12 protein-coding genes and 2 tRNA genes are annotated in these 12,578 nt (G+C 66.3%); 12 read left to right on the top strand and 2 right to left on the bottom strand.

What is annotated here, in order from left to right; translation table 11 throughout:
- Position 1: 1 nt before the first annotated feature.
- The 4 genes from NG696_RS17920 (at position 2) to NG696_RS17905 (ending at position 2,380) form a co-directional block, all read left to right on the top strand.
- Positions 2-1,330 carry a hypothetical protein gene (locus NG696_RS17920; protein ID WP_252565682.1) on the top strand — a complete coding sequence of 443 codons (1,329 nt, stop codon included), beginning with the start codon at positions 2-4 and terminating at the stop codon, positions 1,328-1,330.
- Positions 1,331-1,377: 47 nt separating this feature from the next.
- The gene (gene rsfS / locus NG696_RS17915; protein WP_058932218.1) at positions 1,378-1,779 is read left to right on the top strand and encodes a ribosome silencing factor; all 402 of its coding nucleotides are present in this window, start codon (positions 1,378-1,380) and stop codon (positions 1,777-1,779) included.
- Positions 1,780-1,879: 100 nt separating this feature from the next.
- Positions 1,880-1,952: transfer RNA gene (locus NG696_RS17910), tRNA-Ala, on the top strand.
- Between the two features lie 352 nt (positions 1,953-2,304).
- Positions 2,305-2,380: transfer RNA gene (locus NG696_RS17905), tRNA-Ala, on the top strand.
- 104 nt (positions 2,381-2,484) lie between these two features.
- On the opposite strand, the gene NG696_RS17900 is transcribed toward NG696_RS17905, so the two are convergent.
- Positions 2,485-3,804, bottom strand: a complete 1,320-nt coding sequence (locus NG696_RS17900; RefSeq protein ID WP_252565679.1) for an SAM-dependent methyltransferase — start codon at positions 3,802-3,804, stop codon at positions 2,485-2,487.
- Between the two features lie 84 nt (positions 3,805-3,888).
- On the opposite strand from NG696_RS17900, the gene NG696_RS17895 reads away from it, so the two are divergent.
- The 7 genes from NG696_RS17895 to NG696_RS17865 all read left to right on the top strand — a co-directional run bounded on the left by NG696_RS17895 (position 3,889) and on the right by NG696_RS17865 (position 11,175).
- Positions 3,889-4,242 carry a zinc ribbon domain-containing protein YjdM gene (locus tag NG696_RS17895; protein ID WP_252565676.1) on the top strand — a complete coding sequence of 118 codons (354 nt, stop codon included), beginning with the start codon at positions 3,889-3,891 and terminating at the stop codon, positions 4,240-4,242.
- A gap of 18 nt (positions 4,243-4,260) precedes the next feature.
- A complete protein-coding gene (locus tag NG696_RS17890) occupies positions 4,261-5,340 on the top strand; it encodes an FAD-dependent oxidoreductase (RefSeq protein WP_252565674.1) in 1,080 nt (359 codons plus the stop codon).
- 17 nt (positions 5,341-5,357) lie between these two features.
- Positions 5,358-6,518, top strand: a complete 1,161-nt coding sequence (locus tag NG696_RS17885; protein WP_252565671.1) for a class I SAM-dependent methyltransferase — start codon at positions 5,358-5,360, stop codon at positions 6,516-6,518.
- Between the two features lie 183 nt (positions 6,519-6,701).
- The gene (locus NG696_RS17880; RefSeq protein ID WP_252565668.1) at positions 6,702-7,904 is read left to right on the top strand and encodes an ROK family transcriptional regulator; all 1,203 of its coding nucleotides are present in this window, start codon (positions 6,702-6,704) and stop codon (positions 7,902-7,904) included.
- A gap of 119 nt (positions 7,905-8,023) precedes the next feature.
- Complete coding sequence (locus NG696_RS17875) at positions 8,024-9,373, top strand: extracellular solute-binding protein (RefSeq protein ID WP_252565665.1); 1,350 nt, start codon at positions 8,024-8,026, stop codon at positions 9,371-9,373.
- 3 nt (positions 9,374-9,376) lie between these two features.
- Positions 9,377-10,294 (top strand): carbohydrate ABC transporter permease, encoded by a 918-nt coding sequence (locus NG696_RS17870; RefSeq protein ID WP_252565662.1) that lies wholly within the window; start codon positions 9,377-9,379, stop codon positions 10,292-10,294.
- Positions 10,291-11,175, top strand: a complete 885-nt coding sequence (locus NG696_RS17865) for a carbohydrate ABC transporter permease (RefSeq protein ID WP_252565659.1) — start codon at positions 10,291-10,293, stop codon at positions 11,173-11,175. The genes NG696_RS17870 and NG696_RS17865 overlap by 4 nt, the downstream gene beginning before the upstream one ends.
- A 32-nt stretch (positions 11,176-11,207) precedes the next feature.
- Here NG696_RS17865 and NG696_RS17860 read toward each other — a convergent pair whose 3' ends face one another.
- Entirely contained in the window at positions 11,208-11,411 is a 204-nt protein-coding gene (locus NG696_RS17860; protein ID WP_056341538.1) for a hypothetical protein, read from the bottom strand.
- Positions 11,412-11,565: 154 nt separating this feature from the next.
- Here NG696_RS17860 and NG696_RS17855 point away from each other — a divergent pair, with 154 nt between their 5' ends.
- Complete coding sequence (locus tag NG696_RS17855) at positions 11,566-12,573, top strand: AAA family ATPase (protein WP_252565656.1); 1,008 nt, start codon at positions 11,566-11,568, stop codon at positions 12,571-12,573.
- Positions 12,574-12,578 lie beyond the last annotated feature (5 nt).

The following is a 12,578-nucleotide window of genomic DNA, read 5'->3' as shown; positions in this document are numbered from 1 at the left end:
AATGAGTCAGGAAAAGCCCCCCGTCCGCAGCCGCCGCGAACTGCGGCAGGCCAGAGATGAGAACACGGCTCCCGGGTCCAACGGCCCGGGCCAGGTTTCGCCTGCCCCAAAACAACGGCGCGCGGCTGACGCCGCGGTGGATTCCGTCCCAGAGCAGTCCCAGGCGCAGCGGTCCTCGCAGATCCGGGCCCGCGACCGCGCGGCGCTGCGTGCCATCAAGGAACTCGAGGAGAAAGAGGGCCAGCTTTCCGCAGGCGGCCCTCCCACCCGCAGGCAGTTGCGGCTCCAGCAACTGAAGGAACAGGCCGTCACCTCGGCCAATCCCATCATTCCCGCTCCCATGGGGCAGCCTTTGCCAAGCCAACCTGCGCCGAGCCAATCTGGGCAGAGCCAACCCGCGCCGAGCCGGCCTAAGCCAGGCCAAGCCCAACCGGGTCAAGCGAAGCCAGCCCCATCGAAGCCAGGTCACGACACTGCTGTATCCGCCGATATGGCCGGGCCCGCCGCGCCGGCGAACGGTGCAGGTGTTCCGGCTGGCATGAGCGTGGAGCAGGCACTCGCAGCCCGCACGCTTATTGCCGAGCAGGCCAAGAACCAGCTGGCCAAGATGGAACACATCGCCTCGCTGGACCCCGAAGCAGTGGATCCGGACATCCTTGCGGAACAGATCGCCTTGGCCGAGCGCGCGGCGGTGCTTAACCGCCGGGCGATGGCCAAGCGGAAGCTGGCCGAGCAGGCCGCCCCTGCACAGCCAGTATCAGCACCCACGCAGGCTGCCAATCCGCAGGCCGCGGCCACCCAATCCGTTCCCCCGGCGGGCCCGGCCACCGCCGACAACCTGGCCATGGTGACGCCGCTGGAATTCGTGCAGGTGCCCGGCGTCGATCGTCCTGTGATGAAACCCCCGGCGACCTCCTACGTGCCGCTGGCGACCCAGGCCGGACCTAAGGTCCGGCCTGGCGGCAAGGGCCGCCGGCCGTCCAATACGTCCAAAGAGCCGGCCGCGGGTTCTGCGCAGGCGGTCGCTTCGGGCCGTTCTCGGGTGATCGCCCGTGCGGAAGCTGCTGCCAGGGCCGCCGCGGCACCGAAGCGCGTCGTCCCCGTCCAGCCCATCGTGGCCGATACACCAGTGGGGGAGCCGGACGATCTGTTCGATGAGCTGCCGCGCATCCCGGCACGGTCAGCACACGGGCTGGAGCCGCTGGATGCGGCAACGGCCGGCCTGGCCCGTGCGAAGCGGCTCAGGCTTATGCAGGTCCTCGTCCTGGCTTTTGGGATCGTGGCCCTTATTTCCGGCGTTATCCTCATCGTCAGCGGCATCTCCAGCTGACCAGGCAACGCCCTTTTACGAAGCTTTAGAAAACTACAAGGAGTCCCATGACTGCAACAGATTCATCCATCGCCATTGCCCGCCAAGCCGCCAAGGCAGCCGCGGACAAGATTGCCCACGACATTGTGGCCCTCGATGTCAGCGAACGGCTGGCACTGGCAGACGTCTTCCTCATCGCATCCGCGCCGAGCGAGCGCCAGGTCAACGCTATCGTTGACGGCATCGAAGAAGAACTATCCAAGCAGGACCTCCGTCCGGTACGCCGCGAAGGCCGCTCCGGCGGGCGCTGGGTACTGCTGGATTACTCGGACATCGTCATCCACGTCCAGCATGAAGAGGATCGCGTTTTCTACGCCCTGGAGCGCCTGTGGAAGGACTGCCCGGTAGTTGACCTGCAGCTGGGCGAAGACACTTCAGCCAAGGCGACGGCGGCCTCCGACTCCGAATAGCAGGCCTTGCCGGCCCGAATATGCCCGATTTGGAATTTTCGGAAAAGTTGGTCTAAGATATTTGAGTTGCTCCGGGGAGACCGCGGAGTAACGAAGGTCCGGGGCTGTGGCGCAGCTGGTAGCGCACCTGCATGGCATGCAGGGGGTCAGGGGTTCGAGTCCCCTCAGCTCCACCGGATAATCCGCCGGAATCGAAAGATTCCGGCGGATTTTTTTGTGTACGCCCAGCATGGGCATTGGTGTGAGAGGTGGGTCGGGAAACCCGACCCACCAACTCGATTGCGCCGGACACTCCATTTGCCGGATAGCGGTGGTCGGAATCCCTTGCGTCAGGCACATGCGCCCGCACGCATGCGAACTGTGCTTACATCCTGGGCTTGTTCGCGGATCCTGGCCTTGAAGGTTCGGATCCGCGAACAAGCCTATGACTTGCGGGCCGACGTTCCCGATTGGCGCAGCGCGCAGATTTCTATTAAGCTGATCAGGTTGCTTCGGGCGGTCGGAACCGCGGAGGAGCACAAGTTTGGGGCTGTGGCGCAGCTGGTAGCGCACCTGCATGGCATGCAGGGGGTCAGGGGTTCGAGTCCCCTCAGCTCCACCAAACAGGACCCAAGGTCCACAAAAAAGATGAGCCACCCGGTTGGGTGGCTCATCTTTTCTCTCCCAAACAGGAGCTCGGAGAAGTGGGTGCCTAGTAGTGAGCCCTTAGATCCAGTCACTCCGGCGCAGCGGCGGCCCGTCCCCGCCGGCACGCTGGACGAGGATCTGGTTGACGCCCGTGATCCCGGTTTCAAAGCCCAGGGCACTTGAGGCCATGTACAGCCGCCAGATACGCGCCCGGCCCAGGCTGGTGAGCCGGACGGCTTCGTCCCAGTTCTCTTCGAGCCTGCGCACCCACGCCCGCAGGGTCAGGGCGTAGTGCCGGCGCAGGGCCTCCACGTCCAGTACTTCGAACCTGCCGGATTCCAGCGCGCTGACCATCTCGCCCAGGCTGATCATCTCGCCGTCCGGAAACACGTAGCGCGGAATGAAGGAGTCCGGGTCCGGCTTGGTGGGGCCTGCGTTCCAGGAGATGGCGTGGTTGAGCAGCCGGCCGCCGGGACGGAGCAAGCCGTGCAGCACGTCGACATAAAAGGGTGTCTGTTCCCGGCCCACGTGTTCGGACATGCCGATGGAGCTGATGGCGTCGAACGGACCGTCGGCGATATCGCGGTAATCCTGGACCCGGATGTCGATGTTTTCGGTCAGGCCGGCGTCGGCCGCACGTTTGCGTGCCAGCATGGCCTGTTCCGTGGAGAGCGTCACCCCCACCACTGTGACGCCGTAATGCTGCGCAGCGTGCAACGCGAAGCTGCCCCAGCCGCAGCCTACGTCCAGGACCCGCATCCCGGGCTGCAGGCCAAGCTTCCGGCAGACGAGATCCACCTTGGCCTTCTGCGCGTCTTCCAGTCCGGCCGGAAGGCCGCGGCCGGCAGGGGTGCCGCCGCCGTCGGGTCCATCCGCCCACACCGCGCACGAGTAAACCATTGAGGGTCCCAGCACGAGGGCGTAAAAGTCGTTGCCGACGTCGTAATGGTGCGAGATGGCCGCGGCGTCGCGCTGCCGGGTGTGGAGCCGGCGCTTCCGCGTGACCTTGGCCTCCTCCGGCGGCGGAGCAGGGTTGGGACCCAGCGCGCCCAGCCGGACCGCCGTGCTGACCAGCGTGGCCAGTTCACGCGGAGTCAGGGGCCGGAAGGGGCCGGGCTCGGAAAACTTGCCCGCCGAGCTGAGCGCCGTGAAGGCTGCAAAGATGTCGCCGGGGGCATCGATGTCCCCGGCGACGTAGGCGCGGCTGAGCCCGAGCTGCCCCGGCGACCACAGGATCCGGCGCAGGGCGCGGCGTGACCTGAATTCGAGGACCGGGGCGTCGGGCGGCCCCGCCTCGGACCCGTCCCACGCCCGCAGTCTCAGCGGTATCTCCGTCGTCCCCAGGACGATGCCCAGTGCGTTCGCCAGCAGCGACGCTGCCCCTTTTTCTGTTTTCATGGTCCTCGCCTTTCGTCCGCCTAGGCCCAACAGTACGACGCCGGCGCGCACCTGTCAGCGCAGTGGCGCGATTATCATGGGGGAGTGAATGAGACGTTGCCACCGTGCCCCGAATGCTCCAGCGCCTACACCTACGAGATGGGTGCGCTACTGGTCTGCCCGGAATGCGGCCACGAGTGGTCCGCCCAGGTGGCGGAGGCCACGGCAGAGGCCGGGCCGAGGGTCATCAAGGATGCAGTGGGCAACATCCTCGCCGACGGCGACACGGTCACGGTGATCAAGGACCTGAAAATCAAGGGCAGCTCCGGTGTCATCAAGGTTGGCACCAAAGTCCGCGGGATCCGGCTGATGGACGGTGTGGGCGATCACGACATCGACTGCAAGGTGGACGGCGTGGGGCCGATGCAGCTCAAATCCTCCGTGGTGAAGAAGGTCTAGCCGGAACCGGTCAGGGGCATGGACTACGGAACCACCGACGTTGTGGTCATCGGCGCGGGTCAGGCGGGACTCTCCGCCGCCTACCACCTGCAGCGCCGAGGGGTTGAATACAGGGTCCTCGACGCCGAGGAAGGCCCGGGCGGCGCCTGGCGCCACCGCTGGAAAAGCCTGGTCATGGCGACGGTCAACGGCATCAGTGACCTTCCCGGCATCGCGAAGCCCGACGTGGATCCCACGGAACCCAGCTCGGAGTTCCTGAGCCGGTACTTCGCCGGCTACGAGCGGGACCTCGGAATTGAGGTCCTGCGCCCGGTCAAGGTCACCTCGGTCGCCAGGGAAGACGCCGATCCGGCGGGGCGCCTGCGGATCAGCACCGACAGCGGCGACTGGTCAGCGAAGGCGGTCATCAACGCAACCGGTACGTGGACCCGGCCGTTCTGGCCCATCTACTCGGGCCGGGCCACGTTCCGGGGCCGGCAACTGCACGTGGCCGATTACGTCTCCGCCGAGGAGTTCCGCGGCCTGCACGTCATCGTCGTGGGAGGCGGCATTTCCGCCGTCGGGCTGCTGGAGGAGGTCTCGCAGGTGACCAGCACCAGCTGGTTCACCCGGCGGAAACCCGACTGGCGTGACGCCGCGTTCGACGCCCAGGCCGGACACAACGCCGTCGCACTCGTGGAGGAGCGCGTGCGGCAGGGCCTGCCGCCGCAAAGCGTGGTGGCCGTGACCGGCCTCATCTGGACCCCGGCGCTGAGGGCGGCAGCACAACGGGGTGCGCTGGACCGTCGCCCCATGTTCACCGCGATAGAGCCCGACGGCGTCCGGCTCGCCGACGGGAGCCTGCTCCGTGCCGACGTCATTCTGTGGGCCACCGGATTCCGTGCCGAGCTCGAACACCTGGCGCCGCTGCATCTCCGGGGACCCGGCGGCGGCATCGCCATGGAAGGGACCCAGGTGGCAGCTGAACCGCGCGTCCATCTGGTGGGGTACGGGCCGTCGTCGTCCACCATCGGCGCCAACAGGGCGGGCCGGGCGGCCGTCACCGCCATCCTCAAACTGCCCGCGCTTGCACCAACCGCATCAACAACCAGTACATGACCAGACGGCAGGAACCAGTGGCACAGAACACTCTTGAGGACATCCTCGGCACGCTCCGGCGCCACCCGGATGTCGAAGCCCCGAACCTCCAGGCCTGGGACGCCACGGACCGGCTGCTGCTCGAAGCCGCCGCAGCGCGCACGGAACCGGGTACCCGGCTGGCAGTGATCGGCGACCGCTACGGTGCTCTCACCCTCGGTGCGCTGGGCACTCTGGGGGTCCGCCGCGTCCGTGTGCACGAGGATCTCATCACTGGGGAGCGCGCCCTGCGGAACAACGCTGCGGCTGTGGGGCTCGCAGCGGCGGATCCCGGAGCCATTGACGCCACCGGGTTCGAACAATTGCCGCTGGCGGAGGAGCTGCTGTCCGGCGCGGAGCTGGTGCTGCTTCAACTGCCGCGGACGCTGGCGGAGCTTGAAGAAATCGCAGCCGCCGTGGCGCGTTATGCCGCCCCTGACGTGGTGCTGCTCGCCGGCGGGCGGATCAAACACATGTCCCTGGGAATGAACGCGGTCCTGGAGCGCCACTTCGAGACGGTCCAGCCGCAGCTGGCACGGCAGAAGTCCCGGATCATCCTCGCCAGCGGCGCCCGGCAAACTGAGACGCACGAGTGGAGTCCCGCCGTCGAACGCCTTGCCGAGCTGGACCTGGACGTTGCTGCGCACGGTGCCGTCTTTGCTGGAGCGAAACTGGACATCGGGACCAGGTTTCTCCTGACCTTCCTGCCGGAGATGCCTGAAGCCGGGCACGCCATCGATCTGGGCTGTGGCACCGGCATCCTCGCCGCCATGTACGCCCGCCAGAACCCGGTCTCAAGGGTCACGGCCACGGACCGGTCCGCCGCCGCCGTCGCGTCCGCCCGGGCCACGGCGCAGGCCAACGGCCTCGAGGAACGGATTACCGCCCTCCAGGATGACGCCATGAGCACCCTCCCGGCCGGAAGCGCCGACCTGGTCCTCCTGAATCCGCCCTTCCACCTGGGCGCCAGTGTGCATGCCGGAGCGGGCATCAAACTGTTCGAGGCGGCAGCCAGGGTCCTGGCGCCGGGCGGTGAGCTATGGACGGTGTTCAACCGGCACCTGCAGTACCTCCCTGCGCTGGAGCGGCTGGTGGGTCCCACCACTGTGAGGGGCGGCAATCAAAAGTTCACGGTGGCGGTCAGCACCCGGCGGCCATAGGCGCGCCAGCACGGCAAGGTGGCGCCCCGGCCGCGGCGCGGCCCCACCTCCGGCTCTGGGCGTTGATCAGGAGGTAACGTACCATTCAGACATCATCATGAATACGCGGCCGAAAACCTAGGGGAGACCGTGCCAGAAATCCGCCAGTCCTCGGCGCCACGGCGCGGGACTAATCTTCCGCGCATGGGGGACTTCAACCTCACGGTCATCCTGGATGCCATCCGCCGGTCATCCGGGGGGCTCAGCCGCGTGGAGCTCGCCCAGATTGTGGGCCTTTCGCCGCAGACTATCTCCAACATCTCCCGCCGCCTGCTGGACCAGCACCTGATCGTCGAAGCCGGCAAAGAAGGCAGTGGCCCCGGCAAGCCGCGCACCATGCTTCGTCTCAACCCGGGCGGCATGTATGCCATCGGCGTCCACCTGGACCCCGCCGTCACCACGTTCGTGGTCCTCGATCTTGTGGGCGCCGTTGTACAGCATTCACGGATTAGAACACCCGGCGGGAATGATCCTGCCGCCGTTATGTCCACCATGGCCACCGAGATCGAGCAGCTCGTTGCCGAGTCCGGCGTGGACACCAGCCGGATCGCCGGCCTGGGCCTGGCCGCTCCGGGACCCATCGACCTGGACAACGGCACCGTGGTGGAGCCGCCGCTGCTGCCGGGCTGGGACCGCGTGGAGCTTCGGGACGCCCTGGCCAAGGCCACCGGCTATTCCGTCCTGGTGGATAAGGACGTCACCAGCGCCGCCGTCGCCGAGACATGGGCCGGCGGGCCCAGCGGCTCGGGCAGTTTCATTTTTATGTACATGGGCACCGGTATCGGCTGCGGCATCGTCCTCAACGATGAGGTGGTCCGTGGAACGTCAGGAAACGCCGGCGAGATCGGCCACATCGTGGTGGACCCCGATGGCCCGGTCTGCGACTGCGGACTGCGCGGCTGCGTGAAGTCCTCAGCCATCCCGCAGGTGCTCGTGGCGGAGGCCGTCGCCGCCGGCATCCTGAACGGGTCCGGAAAGCACACCAGCGGAGCCGAAGTGCAGCAGAGCTTCTCCCAGCTGTGCGACCTTGCCGATGCCGGCGACGCCAAGGCCCTGGCGATCATCGACAAGTCAGCCGTGCTGGTGGCCCGGGCCGTCTCCGTGGTCACCAACACGCTGGATGTGGAGCGGGTTGTGTTCGGCGGGCCCTTCTGGAGCCGGATCGCCGACCGCTACCTGGAGAAGATCCCGGCCCTGGTGGACGCCAACAGCGCGGCCCGCCTGATCCACACCATCGAGGTTGTCGGCACGGGAGTCGGTGAGGACGTGGGCGCCGTTGGAGCTGCCTGCCTGGTCCTGGAGCATACACTGGCGCCCCGGGCGCAGCGGCTTCTCCTGGAAGTCTGACCGGACGTCTTAACGGGGCCTCCTTGCCACTGGCCGGAGCCCCATCTAGCATGTGGATATCGCCGCGGCTGGGGCCCGCAGATACAGGGGACGGCAGCCATTGACTGAATGGAGCACCAATGCGCCGGGCCCTTAAAATCACTTCACTCATCGCTGCAGCGGGCTTCGTGCTGACGGCGTGTTCCCCCTCCGCCCCCGAAGCGGAGACCAAAACGCTGAAGGTGGTCTACCAAAAGACCGATTCCTTCACTGCCCTTGACACGCTCTTCCAGGCGGCCAAGCAGGAGTTTGAGGCCGCCAACCAGGGCGTGACGATTGCCCTGGAGCCCATCCAGGCGAACGACGACGACTACGGCACCAAGCTTGCCCTCGCTCTCCGTTCGCCCTCCACCGCCCCGGATGTCTTCTATGAGGACACCTTCAAGGTGCGTTCCGACGTTGACGCCGGGTACCTCCTGAAGCTGGACAGCCACCTTGAGGGGTGGAAGGACTGGGATACCTTCGACGCTGGCGCCAAAGCGGCCGGTCTGGGGGACGACGGCGGCACCTACGCGGTTCCGCTGGGCACCGACACCCGAGCTATCTGGTACAACAAAAAGGTGCTCGCCGCCGCGGGCGTCAGCGTCCCGTGGGAGCCCCGCACCTGGCAGGACATCCTGGACACCGCCCGGAAAATCAAGGCCAGTGACGCCTCCGTGGTGCCGTTCAACATGTACGCCGGCAAGGCCACCGGCGAAGGCACCGTGATGCAGAGCTTCTACGAGCTGTTCTACGGAACGGATTCCGAACTCTACGACGCCGACGCCAAAAAGTGGGTAGTCGGTTCCCCGGGGTTCACCGACTCGTTGGCGTTCCTCAAGACCCTCTACGACGAAAAACTGGCCGTCTCCCCGGCGGAGGCCCTCGACGCGAATGTGTGGAAGAAGGTCTTCGGCGAATGGCTGCCGCAGGGCAAGATGGGCGCAACCGTGGAAGGTTCGTATACGCCGTCGTTCTGGCAGAAGGGCGGCAGCTACGAGTGGGCCGAGTACGGGCAGGACATGGGCGTCACAGCGTTCCCGACCCAGAACGGCCAGGCACCCGGCGGCGTCAGCATGTCCGGCGGTTGGACCGTGGCGGTAGGAGCGGAGACCAAAAATCCTGACCTCGCGTTTGAGTTCCTCGCCACGGCACTGAACCAGAAGAACTCCCTGGCCTTTAACATCGCCAGCTCCCAGATCGCCGTGCGGAAGGACGTCGCCGCCGACGCCGGCTACCAGGCGGCCAACCCGTTTGTGAAGGACGTGTCCGAGCTTGTGGCCGTCACGCATTACCGTCCCGCAACTGCCGACTACCCCCGGATCTCCGCGGCCGTCCAGGAGGCCACGGAAGCCGTGATTACCGGGGCGAAATCCCCGGAGCAGGCAGCCGCCGACTATGACACGGCGGTGAAGGGCATCGTGGGTGAGGCCAAGACCGTCGCCAAGTAGCCTGTGGCAGTTTTCCTAACGCGTGACCAGACCGGCCACCGGCGGCGTCGCCCCGGACTCAGGCGCCAGGCACGGCTGCTCCCCGTACTGCCGGCAGTGGTTCTCCTGCTGGTGTTTTTGGCCGGTCCCGTGCTGTGGGCCTTCCACGCGTCATTCACTAATGCAGCCCTGACCGGCCGCAATGCCCGCAGTCCCGGTTGGATCGGGTTCGACAACTACGCCAGGCTCCTGTCGGACCCGATGCTGCCGCTCTCGCTGGGCCTGACTGTCCTGTTCGTGGGCGGGTCTGCCATCCTGGGCCAGAACCTGCTGGGGCTCACCCTCGCGGTGCTGATGCGGCGGGCGCGCCGAACGCTGGCCGCCGTCGTCGGTACGGCGGTGGTGGCCGCATGGGTGCTCCCCGAGATCGTGGCCGCCTTCGCCGCCTACGCGTATTTCAGCCGGGACGGGACCCTGAACCAGCTGCTGGGCGGGCTGGGGCTCGGGCAGACCGACTGGCTGTATTCGTTCCCGATGGTCGCCATCCTGCTTGCCAACATCTGGCGTGGCACGGCGTTCTCCATGCTGGTGTACCGCGCCGCGCTCAATGACATCCCCGGCGAGGTCACGGAGGCCGCGCTGATGGACGGTGCCGGCGGCTGGCAGCGGCTGGCCTTCATCACCATCCCCATGATCCGCGGCAGCATCGCCACCAACCTCATGCTCATCACCCTGCAGACGCTGGCGGTGTTCACCCTGATCTGGGTGATGACAGCGGGCGGCCCCGCCAACGCCAGCACCACGCTGCCTGTGCTGGCGTACCTGGAGGCCTTCAAGTTCGGCGACATCGGCTACGGCACCGCGGTGGCGTCAGTGCTGATCCTCATTGGCGTGGTGTTCGGTGCCGCCTACGTCCGGCTCCTGCGGGAGAGCAAACCATGACGACGACGGCGGGGACCTCCGCGCGGGGGAAGCTGCGGTCCGGGACGGGCGCAGTTTCCCGCGCCCAGCAGCGTGCCCGGATGCCGGCGGACGTGTCCCTGATCCTGATCGGTGCCTGCTTTGTCCTGCCGCTGCTCTGGCTGGTGTTTGCGTCCCTTGATGCCTCCGCCGGGCATGAGGCAAGGCTCCCGGGTCGGTTCTCCTTGGATAACTTTGCCGCCATCATGACACCGGGGCTGCTGTTCCAGCCGCTTTGGAACAGCATGGTGCTGTCCGCCGGCACAGCCGCCGTGAACCTCGTGGCAGCAGTCCTGGCTGCCTACCCGCTGTCCCGCTACCAGTCCAGGTTCAACAAGCCGTTTATGTACACCGTCCTGTTTGGAACCTGCCTTCCCATCACGGCGATCATGGTGCCGGTGTACGGGTTGTTTGTGCAGCTTCAACTGCTGGATTCGATGCCCGCCACGATCTTCTTTATGGCCACTACCACGTTGCCCATGGCCATCTGGATGACGAAGAGCTTTATGGACGCAGTCCCGGTGTCGTTGGAGGAAGCGGCCTGGGTGGACGGTGCGTCAGGATTAACGGCGCTGCGGACCATCGTCCTGCCCCTGATGCGGCAGGGGCTGGGCGTGGTGTTCATTTTTGTGTTCATCCAGGCCTGGGGGAACTTCTTCGTCCCGTTCGTCCTGCTCCTGTCCGAAGCCCGGCAACCAGCAGCGGTGTCGATCTTCAGCTTCTTCGGACAGCACGGCGCAGTGGCGTACGGCCAGCTGGCCGCCTTCTCCATCCTGTATTCGGTCCCGGTGCTGGCCCTGTACGTGATTGTGGCCAAGGGCGCAGGAAGCTCATTCGCGCTCTCGGGTGCGGTCAAGGGCTAGTGACGCGGGGCTAGCGATGCCGATCGGATCCCTCAGTCGATGTCCTCGACCACCACGCCGAAGGGGATGCTGTCATCGAGGTGGGCCTGGTGGCCGGTGGGACCCGCGTTGTAGGTAACCCGGACACCATGGGACTTGTCGGCAGCGGACTGCTGCAGGACAGGCTTGACGGCAAGGATGAACCGCTCGCTCTTGTCGGCGAGAAACTCTTTGTAACTGGCTGGAAGCTCACTCATGGCAAAAGAATAGACCTGCAGAGCCGCGATGGGGAGGGGTCCCCATTGCGGCCGGACCCGCAGGTGGCTTGGATAGGATGGCGGACGGAGTGCAGCCGCCGGCGGCACACCCGGGCTAACATCCGTAAACCACCAGCCATCAGGGGGAAATCCATTGCTTCAGACCAGTGCGCCCGCACGTATCGATCCGGCGGAACTGGCCCGTGCACAGCAGGTGGTGGCGAACATTTCCCGCAGCTTCGATGCCAAAGTGGTGGGCCAGGCACGGCTGCGTGAATCCCTGCTGGTGGGCCTGATGACCGGTGGGCACATCCTGCTGGAAAGCGTTCCGGGCCTGGCGAAGACCACCGCCGCGCAGACGGTGGCCGATGCGGTGAGCGCAGAGTTCCGCCGGATCCAGTGCACGCCGGACCTGCTGCCCAGCGATATCGTGGGCACGCAGATCTACGACGCCGCCAAGGGCACCTTCATCACGCAGCTGGGGCCGGTGCACGCCAACATCGTCCTGCTTGATGAGATCAACCGTTCCAGCGCCAAGACCCAAAGCGCCATGCTGGAGGCCATGCAGGAGCGGCAGACCTCCATCGGGGGAGAGGAGTACCGGCTGCCGTCCCCGTTTATGGTGCTGGCCACGCAGAACCCGATCGAGCAGGAAGGCACGTACCAGCTGCCGGAGGCTCAGATGGACCGCTTTATGCTCAAGGACGTGCTGGACTACCCCACGCCGGCCGAGGAAACGGAAATCATCCGCCGGATCGACGCAGGGGTCTTCACTGAGGCGCAGAAGCCTGCGGCCGCCGCCTCTTTGGACGCCGTCATTAGTGTGCAGGAGCTGGTGAAGCGGATCTATATCGACCCGGCCATCATCAACTACATTGTGGGCCTGGTGTTCGTCACCCGGAACGCCGGGCAGTACATCGACCAGCGGCTCGCCGGCTTCATCGAGTTCGGCGCCAGCCCGCGCGCCAGCATTGCCTTCAGCCAGGCCGCCCGGGCAGTGGCACTTCTCAACGGCAGGGACCACGTGATCCCGGAAGACGTGAAGTCCCTCGCCCACCGTGTGCTCCGGCACCGCCTCATCCTGGGGTTCGACGCCGTTGCCGAGCAGGTGCCGGTGGAGACGATCATCGACGCGGTCGTAGCCTCCGTCCAGACTCCCTGAGGCTG

This window comes from Pseudarthrobacter cellobiosi (assembly GCF_023913755.1).
GTDB lineage: Bacteria > Actinomycetota > Actinomycetes > Actinomycetales > Micrococcaceae > Arthrobacter > Arthrobacter cellobiosi.
This window is presented reverse-complemented; position numbering and strand designations above follow the sequence as displayed.